Source organism: Mesorhizobium sp. B3-1-8, from assembly GCF_006439495.1.
In the GTDB taxonomy this organism is placed as follows: Bacteria; Pseudomonadota; Alphaproteobacteria; order Rhizobiales; family Rhizobiaceae; genus Mesorhizobium.
Genome location: NZ_VFTK01000007.1, coordinates 106,248 through 120,953 on the forward strand (window position 1 = coordinate 106,248; position 14,706 = coordinate 120,953).

General features: G+C 62.1%; 13 protein-coding genes and 1 tRNA gene. 1 reads left to right on the plus strand and 13 read right to left on the minus strand.

The genetic code is table 11. The annotated features are described in order from the left end of the window. Position 1: 1 nt before the first annotated feature. Both FJ424_RS08815 and FJ424_RS08825 read right to left on the minus strand, forming a co-directional pair. Positions 2-1,147, minus strand: coding sequence for a hypothetical protein (locus tag FJ424_RS08815; RefSeq protein ID WP_140653046.1), 1,146 nt, complete (start codon positions 1,145-1,147; stop codon positions 2-4). Between the two features lie 406 nt (positions 1,148-1,553). Next, a tRNA-Lys gene (locus FJ424_RS08825) sits at positions 1,554-1,629 on the minus strand. A 289-nt stretch (positions 1,630-1,918) separates the two neighbouring features. On the opposite strand from FJ424_RS08825, the gene FJ424_RS08830 reads away from it, so the two are divergent. Then, entirely contained in the window at positions 1,919-2,383 is a 465-nt protein-coding gene (locus FJ424_RS08830) for a BA14K family protein (protein ID WP_140642801.1), read from the plus strand. A 107-nt stretch (positions 2,384-2,490) separates the two neighbouring features. Here the strand turns inward: FJ424_RS08830 and FJ424_RS08835 are convergent, their stop codons facing one another. The 11 genes from FJ424_RS08835 to FJ424_RS08885 form a co-directional block, all read right to left on the minus strand. Next, the gene (locus FJ424_RS08835; protein ID WP_140642807.1) at positions 2,491-2,961 is read right to left on the minus strand and encodes a DUF6882 domain-containing protein; all 471 of its coding nucleotides are present in this window, start codon (positions 2,959-2,961) and stop codon (positions 2,491-2,493) included. Positions 2,962-2,993: 32 nt separating this feature from the next. Beyond that, positions 2,994-4,487 carry a glycerol kinase GlpK gene (glpK, locus tag FJ424_RS08840; RefSeq protein ID WP_140653044.1) on the minus strand — a complete coding sequence of 498 codons (1,494 nt, stop codon included), beginning with the start codon at positions 4,485-4,487 and terminating at the stop codon, positions 2,994-2,996. A gap of 92 nt (positions 4,488-4,579) precedes the next feature. Next, positions 4,580-6,310: an ABC transporter substrate-binding protein gene (locus FJ424_RS08845; RefSeq protein WP_140653042.1), complete on the minus strand. Its 1,731-nt coding sequence runs from the start codon at positions 6,308-6,310 to the stop codon at positions 4,580-4,582. Between the two features lie 76 nt (positions 6,311-6,386). After that, a complete protein-coding gene (locus FJ424_RS08850; protein ID WP_140653040.1) occupies positions 6,387-6,674 on the minus strand; it encodes a DUF2160 domain-containing protein in 288 nt (95 codons plus the stop codon). Positions 6,675-6,677: 3 nt separating this feature from the next. Beyond that, positions 6,678-7,586: a carbohydrate ABC transporter permease gene (locus tag FJ424_RS08855; protein WP_140642818.1), complete on the minus strand. Its 909-nt coding sequence runs from the start codon at positions 7,584-7,586 to the stop codon at positions 6,678-6,680. Position 7,587: 1 nt separating this feature from the next. After that, positions 7,588-8,454 carry a sugar ABC transporter permease gene (locus FJ424_RS08860; RefSeq protein ID WP_140653038.1) on the minus strand — a complete coding sequence of 289 codons (867 nt, stop codon included), beginning with the start codon at positions 8,452-8,454 and terminating at the stop codon, positions 7,588-7,590. Further along, the gene (locus FJ424_RS08865; RefSeq protein ID WP_140653036.1) at positions 8,455-9,522 is read right to left on the minus strand and encodes an ABC transporter ATP-binding protein; all 1,068 of its coding nucleotides are present in this window, start codon (positions 9,520-9,522) and stop codon (positions 8,455-8,457) included. A gap of 10 nt (positions 9,523-9,532) precedes the next feature. Next, positions 9,533-10,612: an ABC transporter ATP-binding protein gene (locus FJ424_RS08870; RefSeq protein ID WP_140653034.1), complete on the minus strand. Its 1,080-nt coding sequence runs from the start codon at positions 10,610-10,612 to the stop codon at positions 9,533-9,535. 39 nt (positions 10,613-10,651) lie between these two features. Further along, positions 10,652-12,178 carry a glycerol-3-phosphate dehydrogenase gene (glpD, locus tag FJ424_RS08875; RefSeq protein ID WP_140653032.1) on the minus strand — a complete coding sequence of 509 codons (1,527 nt, stop codon included), beginning with the start codon at positions 12,176-12,178 and terminating at the stop codon, positions 10,652-10,654. 126 nt (positions 12,179-12,304) lie between these two features. Beyond that, positions 12,305-13,072, minus strand: coding sequence for a DeoR/GlpR family DNA-binding transcription regulator (locus tag FJ424_RS08880; RefSeq protein ID WP_140653029.1), 768 nt, complete (start codon positions 13,070-13,072; stop codon positions 12,305-12,307). 125 nt (positions 13,073-13,197) lie between these two features. Next, positions 13,198-14,610, minus strand: coding sequence for a pyridoxal-dependent decarboxylase (locus FJ424_RS08885; protein ID WP_140653027.1), 1,413 nt, complete (start codon positions 14,608-14,610; stop codon positions 13,198-13,200). Positions 14,611-14,706 lie beyond the last annotated feature (96 nt).

Sequence of the window (14,706 nt, forward strand, 5' to 3'; positions counted from 1 at the left end):
TTTACCGGAATAGGTATTTAGACACTTCCGGATTGCCGCGGCGCCACATCACGTTGTCGAGGAAGTAGTGGTGCACGTTGATGAAGATCAGCACGATGAAGAAGAACAGCGAGGAACCGAGGACCTGGCTGTCGTAGGGGACCAGGGCGGTCAGCACGAACGGGATCAGCCAGAAGCCGAGATAGCCGAGAGCGCCACCGCCGATGATGAACCCCAGCACCCGCAACCGGTAGCGGGGCCCAAGCACGGATAGTATCTTCGGCTCCGGATCCCGCACGGCGTCCGAGACGTCACGCTCGACATTGGTCTGATAGCGCCACACCACGGCCAGATATTGCAGCGAGTGAAGCGCCGGCACCACGAGCAACCAGAGCGGGTTGATCCTGGCGATCAGGATCCAGAGATAGAGTGACGCGACATAGGCCACGATGCCGTTGTAAGGCAGTCCGCCGCCATTCCGTCGCCAGCGGTTGACCAGCATCAAAAGCGTGGCTGCCGTCGACCCGACGGCCGCCAGCACGGCAATGTCGGTGATCCATGACGGCGCCGCGAAGGTGTAATATTGAAGGCCGTAATACTGCCCCTGCGTCACAGCCGTATTCGTCTGCAGCCAGGCCAGGATCCACACCGCGTAGCTGTTGACGAGCAGCACCTTCTTGTCCCGGTCATCGAAGAATTTGCGTTTCAGGACGGCGTCGACCATCAGCATGCCGTAGCCTTGCTTGACGTAGTGCCAGCCGACGAAGAAGAACATCGCGTTGGCCGCGAAGCCCAGCAGCCGCGTGTTCGACGTCGCCGCGCCATAGGCAAAGAACAGCGCCATGATCGCCGGAACGATGACGCCGGCGAAAATATAGCGAAGCTGCAGGCTCCTGTCGTAGCCGTCGCCGCGCGCCTTGCGGCCGAAATTGCGGTAGAAAATCTGGTAGGAGTGGGCGAAGTGCGGATAGTTCACCAGATAGGCCACGACGACCATCGTCGCGGCCAGCGGGCCTTCATATGCGCGCGGCACGAAGAACAGCACCGGCAGGATCAGAAACGCGCTGCCGCCCAGCATGAGAAAGTCGGCGACCGGACCAAAAAGATATTTGCCAGGCGGTGTCGTCGCCTTGGGGGCCTCAGCGTCTACCGAAAGGTCGAGTGTCATCCTGGAGCCTCCTTCGGAGGCGCCGAGTTTAACCACGACCTTATCCAGGGACAAGGTAACGCGGCAGGATCACCCTTGTCTTGGGGAAGTCACCCCATCAGGCTGAGGCGATCGAAGCGATATTCGTTAGCCGCTTTCTGGCCTCCGCGACCCGCTGCTGTTCCGACCTTATGCGGTCGCATAGGGCAAGATTGATCCCGACGCCGCATTCCTCGTCTAGCAGTTCTTTTGCGTGATTGAGCGAAATCTCTGCGCGCTTGACGCGCTGCCTGGCCCTGGCCAGTTCCAAGTTCATTACGTCCACTGCATCCGCATCCCGAATTGCGGTCCCTTCGGGAGGGAAACAGCCGCGCATGAGTTTTTGTTCCGATTGCCGGGACCACGGACGGTTTTGGATCATTAATTTTGGTGAGCGCGATGGGATTCGAACCCATGACCTACTGATTAAAAGTCAGTTGCTCTACCGGCTGAGCTACGCGCTCCCGCGGGCTCGAAACGCCGCCCTCGAAATTGCGCGGAACATAGGGAGAGTGCCGCGGCCGGTCAACCGGAAAAAGACGGCCGCCAGCCGGAGTTATCAACGGGTCTGGCGAATTTTGGCGACTGGCGATCAAGCATCCGTGGTGCCGAGTGCGATGCCCGCTTCGATCTCCCTCGCTATCTCAGAAGCTCCTGAAATAACAATGGTTTGAGATTCAAAGGGGAACCATTGAGGTCATTTTCCGTTCCTTCGGCACAGGGACGTCAACCACCCTTCCCAGGAGAAGACCCATGAAAAAGATCGTATCGGGCTTGCTTGCCGCCACCTTGTCGGTTTCGTTCGCCGCCGCGGCGGCGGTGCCGGCCAACGCCGCCCAGGTGTTCGTCCCGCAGGCTTCGCCGGCTTCGTCCGACGTCCAGACGGTCGCAGAACGCGATTTCCGATGGAGGCATGGCGGCCATTGGCGCGGCGGCCAGCGTTTCTCGCGCAATGACGGCATGTACTGGAACGGCCATCGCGGCTATCGTGAATATCGCCGCGGCTATCGCCGTCATGGCGACTACTGGTTCCCGCTTGCCGCTTTCGCCACCGGCGCGCTGATCACCGGCGCCATCGTCAACAGCGAGAACAACCGCGTCTATCGCGGCAACTCGCACGTACAGTGGTGCTACGACCGTTATCGTTCGTATCGCGCTTCGGACAACACCTTCCAACCCTACAACGGCCCGCGTCAGCAGTGCGTTTCGCCCTACTGACGGCCTCCAGTCAGTACCCAGGGTCGTTGACTGAGCCCGTGCCTCGAGAGGCACGGGCTCTCTCGTCGTTGTTCAGCCGGATTTCAACAGTTGAGCGCGCCCACAGGTCAGCTTGCCCAGCTAATGCTTTTGAGAATCAGATAAAGACCTACGCCGTCATCTGGAGGAGAGCGATAGGCTCCGCAAGCGTTGCAAATCCGAGTCACTGCTGAGGTCAGTTTCCAGCCGAGTGCATCAAGATCTTCGCCCGTCACATAGTCTCGAGTTAAATCGCCGATGCCGTGCTTCTTACCGAAAGATCGGGCTGACTGGGCGTCAGTTATGAATTCCGAGGGCCAATTCGAATTGGCCCAAGCCCAGAGCCAATTGCCAGCTTCAACGCTCGTTGACCCAGCAATTTGGATCTCCGAGACGACCGTGACGACGCCTTGTTCTGAGAAAAGGAGCTTTCCAGCCTTCAGGTCGTAATTATAGCGAGACCAACTGCCAAGGCGGAAGTCATCCTGCAAGCGCCTATTTTTCGCTCGAAGTTGTTCGAAAGCCTCCTCACGCCAGGCAGCATACCAGTCTGGGTCCATTCCCCTCACCCTGCACGCTGACTGACAGCTCCTTATTGCCCACTCAACGTCCTGCGCACCGCATCGCGCCATCCGGCCAGCTTCGCCCCGCGCGCGGCCGCATCCATCTGCGGCATGAAGCGCCGTTCAAGCGCCCAGCTCTTAGCAAATTCCCTTGCCTTCGGCCATACACCGGCCTTCGAACCGGCGAGCCAGGCGGCGCCAAGCGCCGTCGTCTCCAGGATCGTCGGACGGTCGACCGGCGCGTCGAGAATGTCGGCGAGCCGCTGCATGGTCCAGTCGGACGCCACCATGCCCCCGTCGACGCGAAGCACCGTCTTGGCCGAGGCGCCTTTCCAGTCCTTGCGCATGGCGTCGAGCAGGTCGCGGGTCTGGAAGGCGACCGATTCAAGTGCGGCGCGCGCGAACTCGGCCGGGCCGGAGTTGCGCGTCAGGCCGAAGATAGCGCCGCGCGCGTCCGCGTCCCAATGCGGCGCGCCGAGGCCGACGAAGGCCGGCACTAGATAGACTTGTTGCGCCGGATCCGCGGCCGCCGCCAAGGCGCCGCTTTGCTCGGCCTTGCCGATCACCTTGATGCCGTCGCGCAGCCACTGCACGGCGGCGCCCGCGATGAAGATCGAGCCTTCCAGCGCGTAGGTTGTCTTGCCGTTGAGCCGATAGGCGATAGTGGTCAAAAGCCGGTTCCTCGAGCGCACCAGGTCGGCGCCCGTGTTGAGCAGCGCGAAGCAGCCGGTGCCGTAGGTGGATTTCATCATGCCGGGTTCGAAGCAGGCCTGGCCGATCGTCGCCGCATGCTGGTCGCCGGCCACGCCGAGAATTCGCATCTCGGCGCCAAAGAGGCTCTTCTCGGTGACGCCGAAATCGTCGGCGCAATCCTTCACCCGCGGCAGGATCGCGGCCGGGATCTTCAGGATCGAAAGCAGCTCGTCGTCCCAGACATTCTTCTCGATGTTGTAGACCAAAGTGCGCGAGGCGTTGGTGGCATCGGTGGCGTGCACCTGGCCGCCGGTCAGCCGCCAGATCAGGAAACTGTCGATGGTGCCGGCGAGCAGTTCGCCCTTCTCGGCGCGCTTCCTGGCGCCCTTCACCTTGTCCAGCATCCAGGCGATCTTGGTGCCGGAGAAATAGGGATCGAGCAGCAGGCCGGTCTTCTTCGTGAATGTCTTCTCCAATCCCTGCTTCTTCAGCTTCTGACAGAGCGGCGCGGTGCGCCTGTCCTGCCAGACGATCGCATTATGGATCGGCTTGCCGGTCCCCTTGTCCCAGATGACGACGGTCTCACGCTGGTTGGTGATGCCGATCGCGGCGACATCCGATGCCGTGCGGCCGGCGGCCTTCAACGCCGATTTCACCGTGGCGAGAACACTCGCCCAGATGTCTTCCGGGTCATGTTCGACCCAGCCGGAAGCCGGATAATGCTGCGTGAATTCCTGCTGGCCGGCGCCGGCGACCTTCATCTTGTCGTCGAACAGGATGGCCCGGGTCGACGTCGTCCCCTGATCGATGGCCAGCACAAAACCGCTCATTCCGCATCCTCCCACTTCTCATGCAACAGGGGAGACGGCAAAGCCGCCTCCCCCGCACTTCCTACAAGGGCAAGCACGCCCGCGTCATGCAGTTACTGCTGCTGCCAGCTCTTCACCAGTTCGTCGTAGTTGATGGTGATCGGCTTTTCCTTCTCGTTCTCGATCTTCAACTGAGGAGCGAGATTGCCTTTCTTGACCGCGTCGGCGTTCCAATAGGCGAGGTCATGCTCTTCGGCCATCTTCGGGCCGATATCGCCCTGGACGCCCGACTTCTCGATGCGGCTCATGACCTTTTCCTGCTCGGCGCAGAGCGAGTCCATCGCTTCCTGAGCCGACTTGGCGCCGGACGAGGCATCGCCGATCGCCTGCCACCAGAGCTGGGCCAGCTTCGGATAGTCAGGCACGTTGGTACCCGTCGGCGACCACTGGACGCGGGCCGGCGAACGATAGAACTCGATCAGGCCGCCGAGCTTCGGAGCGCGCTCGGTGAAGCTCTTGTCGTGGATCGTGCTCTCGCGGATGAAGGTCAGGCCGACATGGCTCTTCTTCACGTCGACCGTCTTCGAGGTGACGAACTGCGCGTAGAGCCAGGCGGCCTTGGCGCGATCGTCGGGCGTCGATTTCATCAGCGTCCAGGAACCCACGTCCTGATAGCCGAGCTTCATGCCGTCCTTCCAGTAGACGCCGTGCGGCGACGGCGCCATGCGCCATTTCGGCGTGCCGTCGTCGTTCAGCACCGCCTTGGCGCCGGCGTCGACCATCGAAGCGGTGAAGGCGGTGTACCAGAAGATCTGCTGCGCGACCGCGCCCTGCGCCGGCACCGGGCCGGATTCGGAGAAGGTCATGCCCTGGGCTTCCGCCGGAGCGTAGGCCTTCAGCCAGTCGAGATATTTCTGGATCGAGTAGACCGCCGCTGGGCCGTTGGTGTCGCCGCCACGCGCCGTGCAGGAGCCGACAGGGCGCGAATTCTCGTCGACCTTGATGCCCCATTCGTCGACGGGCAGGCCGTTCGGAATGCCCTTGTCGCCATTGCCGGCCATGGACAGCCAGGCGTCGGTGAACCGCCAGCCGAGCGACGGGTCCTTCTTGCCGTAGTCCATGTGGCCGTAGACCTTCTTGCCGTCGATCTCGCGGCCGGTGAAGAATTCGGCGATGTCCTCATAAGCCGACCAGTTGACGGGAACGCCTAGGTCGTAGCCATACTTGGCCTTGAAGTCGGCCTTGTTCTTCTCGTCGTTGAACCAGTCGTAGCGGAACCAGTAGAGGTTCGCGAACTGCTGGTCGGGGAGCTGATAGAGCTTCTTGTCGGGCGCCGTCGTGAACGAGGTGCCGATGAAGTCCTTCAGGTCGAGGTTCGGATTGGTGACGTCCTTGCCTTCATTCGCCATCCAGTCGGTCAGGTTGCGCACCTGCTGGTAGCGCCAGTGCGTGCCGATCAGGTCGGAATCGTTGACCCAGCCGTCATAGAGGTTCTGTCCCGTCTGCATCTGGGTCTGGATCTTTTCGACGACGTCGCCTTCCTGGATGACGTCATGCGTGACCTTGATGCCGGTGATGGCGGAGAAGGCCGGCGCCAGCACCTGTGACTCGTATTGGTGCGTGGCGATGGTTTCCGAAACGACCTTGATGTCCATGCCGGCGAACGGCTTGGCTGCGTCGATGAACCATTGCATTTCCTTTTCCTGATCGGCGCGCGAAAGCGTCGAAAGGTCGCCTATCTCCTTGTCGAGAAAGGCTTTTGCCTCGTCCATACCGGCGTAGGCGTTGCCCACGCTGAGCAATAGGGCTAGGGCGGTCGTCGATGTTAGAAATTGCCGTCGCATGTGTCTCCTCCAGTCTTAGGTTTCGAGTGCGTTCCGGGGCGGCCGCCAGCACGCGGCCGCTCCGGCTATTCCCCCTCTATACGTATCGGAACACGCCAACGGCGTAGACCACGGAGAGAGCGAGAGCCCACCACAGGTTGGGTCCTACCAGACCCAGCCAAGCGAGATGGATGAAGGCGCTGCCAAGCAGCGACAGGAACAAACGATCGCCGCGCGTCGTCTCGAAGCGCAGCACGCCGACGCGCGGATTGCCGCCGGGCGAGACATATTCCCAAACGCCCATGCCGCAGAGCATCAGCGCGATGACGATGAAGAAAGCGGCCGTCGGCCACGTCCACGCCATCCAGGAGAAGTCGAGGTTCATGGCTTAGACCCTCCCCAGGGCAAAGCCCTTGGCGATATAGTTTCGCACGAACCAGATGACCAAAGCGCCGGGGATCAGCGTCAGCACGCCGGCGGCGGCGAGCAGGCCCCAATCCATGCCGGCGGCAGAGACGGTGCGGGTCATGGTGGCGGCGATGGGCTTGGCGTCGGTCGTGGTCAGCGTGCGCGCGATCAGGAGCTCCACCCACGAGAACATGAAGCAGAAGAAGCAGGCGACGCCGATGCCGCTCGCGATCAGCGGCATGAAGATCTTCACGAAAAAGCGCGGGAAGGAATAGCCGTCGATATAGGCGGTTTCGTCGATCTCCTTCGGCACGCCGGACATGAAGCCTTCGAGGATCCACACCGCCAGCGGCACGTTGAACAGGCAGTGCGCCAGCGCCACGGCGATATGGGTGTCGATCAGGCCGAACGCCGAATAGAGCTGGAAGAACGGCAGCGCGAACACCGCCGGCGGCGCCATACGGTTGGTCAAAAGCCAGAAGAACAAATGCTTGTCGCCAAGGAAGCGGTAGCGCGAGAAGGCGTAGGCCGCCGGCAGCGCCACCGCCACCGATATCACCATGTTCATCACCACATAGGTGATCGAGTTGATGTAGCCCGAATACCAGGACGGGTCGGTGAAGATGGTGCGATAGTTCGCCAGTGTCGGATTATGCGGGAACAGCGTCAGCGACGACACGATCTCCGCGTTGGTCTTGAAGCTCATATTGATGAGCCAGTAGATCGGCAGCAGGATAACGATGATGTAGACCGTCGGCACGATCCACCACCAGCGCGATTCCTCGCCGCGGCGGCGCATCAGCCTCGCCACCTCGTCCTGCGACAGCGCGCTGCCCACCTCGGTGACCGCCGTCTCGCTCACGCGCGTCGTCTCGTTGGCGCCCGCCATCTCAGCGCTCCGCGTCGTAATTGGTCATCACGGTGTAGAACACCCACGACAACAACAGGATGATCAGGAAGTAGACCAGCGACATTGCCGCCGCCGGACCGAGGTCGAACTGGCCGAGGGCAGTCTTGACGAGGTCGATCGACAGGAAAGTGGTCGAATTGCCGGGGCCGCCGCCGGTGACGACGAAGGGCTCGGTATAGATCATGAAGCTATCCATGAAGCGCAACAGCACGGCGATCAGCAGCACACGCTGCATCTTGGGCAGCTGGATGTAGCGGAACACCGCCCAGCGCGATGCGCCGTCGATCTTGGCCGCCTGGTAGAAGGCATCGGGAATCGAGACCAGGCCGGCATAGCAAAGCAGCACGACCAGGCTGGTCCAGTGCCAGACATCCATGATGATGACGGTGACCCAGGCGTCGATCGGATCCTGGACGTAGTTGTAGTCGATGCCAAGCGCATTGACGTAATAGCCGAGCAGGCCGATGTCGTTGCGGCCGAAGACCTGCCAGATCGTGCCGACGACGTTCCACGGTACGAGCAGCGGCAGCGCCATCAGCACCAGGCAGACCGGCACCCCCCAGCCCTTCTTCGGCATGTTGAGCGCGATGAAGATGCCGAGCGGCACCTCGATCGCCAGGATGATGAAGGAGAAGATCAGGTTGCGCACCATCGCTTCCCAGAAGCGGTCGGAGTGCAGCAGTTCCTCGAACCATTCGGTGCCGGCCCAGAAGAAGACGTTGTTGCCGAACGTGTCCTGCACCGAATAGTTGACGACGGTCATCAGCGGGATGACAGCCGAGAACGCCACCAGCACCAGCACCGGCAGCACAAGGAACCAGGCCTTGTTGTTCCAGGTCTTGTCCATCTACGCCCCCATCTCGACGCGCCAGGAATCGGCATAGATGTTGATGCCGGCCGGATCGAAGCGGACTTTCGGCTCGGCCGGGACTTCGTCGTCCTCGCCGATCACCGCGGCAATCTCCCTGCCTTCCAGGTTGGCGCGCACGACCTTGTGGCGGCCGACGTCCTCGACCTTGGAGACCTGCACCGCCATGCCCTCGCGGACGAGCCGCACATATTCGGGGCGGATGCCGAGCTCGACGGCGCCGGCTTCGGCCTTGGGCACGCCGGGCAATTCGATGCGCTGCGCGCCGAGCGTCGCCGTTCTGCCTTCCAGCGCAACCGGCAGCACGTTCATGCCCGGCGAGCCGATGAAATAGCCGACGAAAGTGTGTCGCGGGCGCTCGAAGAGCTCGGCCGGCGAGCCGATCTGGACGATCTCGCCGTCATACATGACCACCACCCGGTCGGCGAAAGTCAGCGCTTCGGTCTGATCGTGCGTGACATAGACCATTGTGTAGCCGAAGCGCCGGTGCAGCTGCTTCAACTGCGAGCGCAGCACCCACTTCATATGCGGGTCGATCACCGTCAGCGGCTCGTCGAACAGGATGGCGTTGACGTCCGAGCGCACCAGGCCGCGTCCAAGCGAGATCTTCTGCTTCTGGTCGGCGGTGAGCCCGCGCGCCTTCTTCTTTGCCAGCGAAGCGAGATCGATCATGTCGAGCGTCTCGCGCACCTTGCGGTCGACGTCCGTCTCCGGCACGCGGCGGTTGCGCAGCGGGAAAGCCAGATTGTCGTAGACGGTCATGGTGTCGTAGATGACCGGGAACTGGAACACCTGCGCGATGTTGCGTTCCTGCGTCGACAGATTGGTGACGTCACGGCCGTTGAACAAAAGCTTGCCGTGCGAGGGATGCAGCAAGCCGGAAATGATGTTGAGCAGAGTGGTCTTGCCGCAGCCCGACGGCCCAAGCAGCGCGTAGGCGCCGCCATCCTCGAAGGTGTGGTGCACTTCCTTCAGCGCGAAATCGGAATCCTTCTGCGGGTTGGGCAGGTAGGAATGACGAATATGGTTGACCTCGATGCGCGCCATCGTTTGCTCCTCACGCCGCCAGCTTCGACGCCGTCACGGCGCGGCCGTTCTGGTCGAACACCATGATGTGGCGCGGATCGATGAACACCTCGACCTCGTCGTCCGTCTCGAAATCGAGAATGCCATGCGCAAGCATGACCCAGCGCGCATCGGCGAAATCGAGATGGACGAAGCTTTCCGAGCCGGTGATCTCCGTGATGGTGACCTTCGCCCGCACCGGCACAGCGGAAGCGTTCGGCCGCTCCAGCGACAAATGATGCGGCTGGAAGCCGATCGTGTAGCTGGCGTCAGGAATGCCGTTGAGTTCCGTCGGCACCGGCAACTTGACGCCGCCTTCGAGCAGGAAATCCGACCCCTTCTTGGAGAGCACGATGGTGTTGAGCGGCGGATCGGCGAAGGTCCGCGCCGTCACCAGATCGACGGGCTTGCGGAACACTTCGACCGTCGGGCCGAATTGCGTGACGCGGCCTTCCGAAAGCGTCGCCGTGTTGCCGCCGAGCAAAAGCGCCTCGTGCGGCTCTGTCGTCGCATAGACGAAGATGGTGCCGGCGGCGGCAAAAATTTTCGGCAGCTCGGCGCGCAATTCCTCGCGAAGCTTGTAGTCGAGATTGGCCAAAGGCTCGTCGAGCAGCACCAGGCTGGCATTCTTGACGATGGCGCGGGCAAGCGCGGTGCGCTGCTGCTGGCCGCCGGACAGGTTGAGCGGCGTGCGGTCGAGATAGGGCGTGAGCTTCAAAAGCGCCGCCGCGTTGCGCACCTCCTTGTCGATCTTCGCCTGATCGAGGCCGGCCACCCGCAGCGGCGAGGCGATGTTCTCGTAGACGGTCATCGCCGGGTAATTGATGAACTGCTGGTAGACCATGGCGACATTGCGCTTCTGCACCTTCTGCCCGGTGACGTCCTTGCCGTCGAACCAGACCGAGCCGGAAGTCGGCGCGTCGAGGCCTGCCATCAGTCGCATCAGGCTGGTCTTGCCGGAAAGCGTCGGCCCGAGGAGCACGTTCAGCGAGCCGTGCTGAAGCGTCAGCGACACGTCGCGGATATGCTCCTGCGCGCCGACGGTCTTCGTCACGTTCCTCAGTTCCAGCATCACGCCTCCTCCCAGGCCTTGCGCATCAGCGGTCGATCCTCATTCCGCCGCCGCGACATGGCGGCTGCTCAGTCCGCGCATGAATTCTTCCAATGCGGCCGTCTGCTCGCGGCTGAAATGCAGGCCGCGCTTGGTGCGGCGCCACAGCACGTCCTCGGCAGTGACCGCCCATTCGTTTTCGGCCAGATAGCGCACCTCGGCCTCGAAAAGGTCGGCGCCGAAATTGCGGCCGAGATCGGCATTCGACTTGGCGAGCCCGAGCAATTTCTCCGCCCGCGTGCCGTAAAGCCGGGTGAAGCGGCGCGCCAGCCGCTGGTCGAGAAACGGATAGGCGTTCTTCAGCCTGGCGACCTGGGCATCGAAGCCGGTCGCGGCGAAATCGCCGCCGGGCAGCGGCGCGTCATGCGTCCACGGCTTGCCGCGCTTGCCGAGAAAACCTTCGATCTTCTCAAGCATCGATTCCGCCAACCGGCGGAAAGTCGTGATCTTGCCGCCGAAAGCGTTGAGCAAGGGGGCTGCGCCCTCCCCGCCATCGGCCTTCAGCACATAATCGCGCGTCGCCTCCTGCGCCTTGGAGGCGCCGTCGTCATAGAGCGGGCGCACCGCCGAATAGGTCCAGACGATGTCGGAGCGCTCCACCGGCTGCGCGAAATATTCGCTTGCCGCGGCGCACAGATAGTCGATCTCGGTGTCGGAGATCTTCACGTCATGGGGATCGCCCGGATAGTCGCGGTCGGTGGTGCCGATTAGGGTGAATTCTTCCTCGTAAGGAATGGCGAAGATGATGCGGCCATCCTTGTTCTGGAAGAAATAGGCGCGCGGATCGTCGAACTTCCTATGGATGACGATGTGGCTGCCTTGCACGAGGCGGACATTGTGGACGTCGTTCTGGCCGATGGCAGTCGAGAGCACGTGATCGACCCAAGGGCCGGCGGCGTTGACGAGAAGCCGCGCGCGAACCTCCTCGATTTCACCGGTAAGCACATTCTGCACTTTTACGGTCCAAAGCGCACCGTCGCGCCGCGCGCCGACAACCTTGGTGCGGGTGTGGACAATGGCGCCCCGGTCTGCCGCGTCACGAGCGTTCAGCGCCACCAGGCGTGCGTCGTTGACCCAACCGTCCGAATATTCGAAAGCCTTGCGGAACAATGGCTTGAGCGGCTTGCCTGCCGGATCGCGGGCCATATCCAGCGTCTTCGTCGCCGGCAGCAGCTTGCGCCCGCCGATATGATCGTAAAGGAACAATCCCAGCCGGATCAGCCAGGCGGGCCTGAGGCCTTTGGCATAAGGCAGAACGAAGCGCATCGGCCAAATGATATGCGGCGCGTTCTTCCACAGAACCTCGCGCTCCATCAGCGCTTCACGCACCAGCCGGAACTCGTAGAATTCGAGGTAGCGAAGGCCGCCATGGATGAGCTTGGTCGAGCCCGACGAGGTTCCGCTGGCGAGATCGTTCATCTCGGCGAGGTATACCGAAAACCCACGACCAACGGCGTCGCGGGCTATGCCGCAGCCATTGATGCCGCCGCCGATGACGAAAATGTCATGGATCGGAGATGCGTCCAAAGAATCCTCCAACGATTTCGCATTGCACCATTTTTGTGTTTTACGAAACCGTGGCGGAATTATTTCGAACTCAAACCGAATGTCAAACGAAATATCACAGCTGCGTGAGCCGGCTGTGATGCGCGGCTATTCGAGCGCCGTCTCGATAAGCCGGACCTCGGTCTCCTCGCAAATCTTGCGTATCGACGGGATTTCGCAACGATCGGTGATGAAGGTATTCACCTGCGAAAGATGGCCGATCCGAACCGGCGCCGTGCGCTCGAATTTCGTCCGGTCGGAGACCAGGATAACGTGGCGGGCATTGGCGATGATGGCCTGCGCAACCTTCACCTCGCGGAAATCGAAGTCGAGCAGCGCGCCGTCATGGTCGATCGCCGAGGCGCCGATGACGGCGTAATCGACCTTGAACTGACGGATGAAATCGACGGCCGCCTCGCCGACGATGCCGCCGTCGGAACCGCGCACGACGCCGCCGGCGATCACAACCTCGATCGTGGGATAGATGCGCATCCTATTGGCAACGTTGATGTTATTGGTGATGACCATAAGCCCGTTATGGTCGAGCAGCGCCTTGCTGACGGCCTCGGTGGTGGTGCCGATATTGATGAACAGCGAGGCATTGTCAGGAATCAGCCGCGCCGCCGCGCTGCCGATCGCCTCCTTCTCGTCGGCGGCAATCTTGCGCCGTGCCTCGTACTCCATGTTCTCGATGCCGGACGGGAACAGCGCACCGCCATGGATGCGGGTCAGCAGCCGCTGATCGCACAGATCGTTGAGGTCCTTGCGGATGGTCTGCGGCGTCACATTGAAATGCGTCGCCAGGTCGTCGACCAGCACCCGGCCATGGTCTTTCGCCATCTGGATGATCTCGGCATGGCGTGGCGAAAGAAACATCGCGCGTCCTCCATTTTCGTTTTTTCCGTCTATATCGGAAAACGAAAGCGAAGAAAAGGCATAAGCCGGCTAACGAAAATCACCTGATTGCAAAAGGCAAACCAGTGCGGAACACGCCTGCTGCCTCAGGATGGACGCCGGGCAATCTCGGTAATGACGTCGAACGCCGCGTCGACATCGGCTGCCGTCGCCTCGAACTGCCCCGCCTGAAAGCGGATCGCCACGCGCCCGTCGACCCGCGTCTGCGTGAGATAGATGCGGCCATCGGTGTTGATGGCGTCGACCAGACGCAGATTGTGCTCGTCAGCATCGATGCCTGGTGCCGCGCGATGCCGGAACGAGAAAAGCGACAGCATCGGCTCGCTGCTGAGCTCGAAATCCGCCTCCCTGGCCAGCCGCGCGGCAAGCCCTTCGCTCCAGGCGACATGGTTGCGGATCATGTTGCGCAACCCTTCGAGACCGTGGGCACGCAGCAGGAACCAGAGCTTGAGCGCGCGGAAGCGGCGCCCGAGCGGCACCGACCATTCCGAATAGTTGATGATGCCGTCATGGCCTCGGGTTTTCAGATAGTCCGGCTTGATCGCCAGCGTGCGCACCAGGTCTTCCGGCTGACGCACGAACTGGATCGAGCAGTCGAACTGCGCGCCCAGCCATTTATGCGGATTGAAGACGATGGAATCGGCGCCTTCGACGCCGGTCCAGAATTGCCGGTATTCCGGGCAGATCATCGCCGATCCGGCCCAGGCGGCGTCGACGTGCAGGTAGAGCCCGTGCCGCTTCGCGACGGCGGCTACCGCCGCGATGTCGTCGGTGCCGCCGGTGCTGGTGCCGCCGACGCAGGCGATGATGCCGGCCGGCAGCAGGCCGGCCTCGCGATCGGCAACGATCGCAGCCTCGAGCGCCGCTGTGTCCATGGCGCGAAAACGTCCGCCGACCGGGATGCGGATGAGGTTTTCCTCGCCGATGCCGGAGACCCAGATGGCGCGGTCGATCGAGGTATGGACCTGGTCGGAGGAGTAGACGCGAAGCTTTGCCTGCCCGGCCAACCCTTTTTTGTTTCCCTGCCAGTCAAGCGCCCGCTCGCGCATGGTGAGCACCGCGGCAAGCGTCGCCGACGAGGCCGAATCCTGGATCACGCCGGAAAAGCCCTCGGGCAGGCCGAGCGCCTGGCGCATCCAGTCGACGACGCGCGTCTCGAGCTCGGTCGCCGCCGGCGAGGTCTGCCACAGCATGCATTGCGCGGCCATCGCCGAGACCAGATATTCCGCCACGACCGACACCGGCGCCGCATTGGCCGGGAAATAGGCGAAGAAACGCGGGTGCTGCCAATGCGTCATGCCCGGCACGATCTTTTCTTCGAAGTCGGCGAAGATCTTGTCCATCGGCTCGGGCATTTCGGGCGGCGAAACCTCGATGCTCCTGAAAATCTCGCCCGGCGCGATCGCCGGCCGCACCGGACGCTCGCGCAGGCCGGCGCGGTAATCGGCGCCCCAATCGGCTGCCCGCCTCGACCAGTCGCGGAATTCCTCATTGTCCATAATTTCCTCCCAGCAGCCGCCCATGTCGGCTAACCGAACCGCTCTCAATTTTGCTTAACATGTTAAATATATTAAGGCAACGGCTGGATCGAAAGG

Bases quoted from the DNA above. Each gene is read 5' to 3' on its own strand.
- FJ424_RS08860 (WP_140653038.1), bottom strand. From the start codon at position 8,454: ATGGACAAGACCTGGAACAACAAGGCCTGGTTCCTTGTGCTGCCGGTG.
- glpK (WP_140653044.1), bottom strand. From the start codon at position 4,487: ATGAGCGGTTTTGTGCTGGCCATCGATCAGGGGACGACGTCGACCCGG.
- FJ424_RS08815 (WP_140653046.1), bottom strand. From the start codon at position 1,147: ATGACACTCGACCTTTCGGTAGACGCTGAGGCCCCCAAGGCGACGACA.
- FJ424_RS08845 (WP_140653042.1), bottom strand. From the start codon at position 6,310: ATGCGACGGCAATTTCTAACATCGACGACCGCCCTAGCCCTATTGCTC.
- FJ424_RS08870 (WP_140653034.1), bottom strand. From the start codon at position 10,612: ATGCTGGAACTGAGGAACGTGACGAAGACCGTCGGCGCGCAGGAGCAT.
- FJ424_RS08855 (WP_140642818.1), bottom strand. From the start codon at position 7,586: ATGGCGGGCGCCAACGAGACGACGCGCGTGAGCGAGACGGCGGTCACC.
- FJ424_RS08880 (WP_140653029.1), bottom strand. From the start codon at position 13,072: ATGTTTCTTTCGCCACGCCATGCCGAGATCATCCAGATGGCGAAAGAC.
- FJ424_RS08885 (WP_140653027.1), bottom strand. From the start codon at position 14,610: ATGGACAATGAGGAATTCCGCGACTGGTCGAGGCGGGCAGCCGATTGG.
- FJ424_RS08865 (WP_140653036.1), bottom strand. From the start codon at position 9,522: ATGGCGCGCATCGAGGTCAACCATATTCGTCATTCCTACCTGCCCAAC.
- FJ424_RS08850 (WP_140653040.1), bottom strand. From the start codon at position 6,674: ATGAACCTCGACTTCTCCTGGATGGCGTGGACGTGGCCGACGGCCGCT.
- FJ424_RS08835 (WP_140642807.1), bottom strand. From the start codon at position 2,961: ATGGACCCAGACTGGTATGCTGCCTGGCGTGAGGAGGCTTTCGAACAA.
- FJ424_RS08830 (WP_140642801.1), top strand. From the start codon at position 1,919: ATGAAAAAGATCGTATCGGGCTTGCTTGCCGCCACCTTGTCGGTTTCG.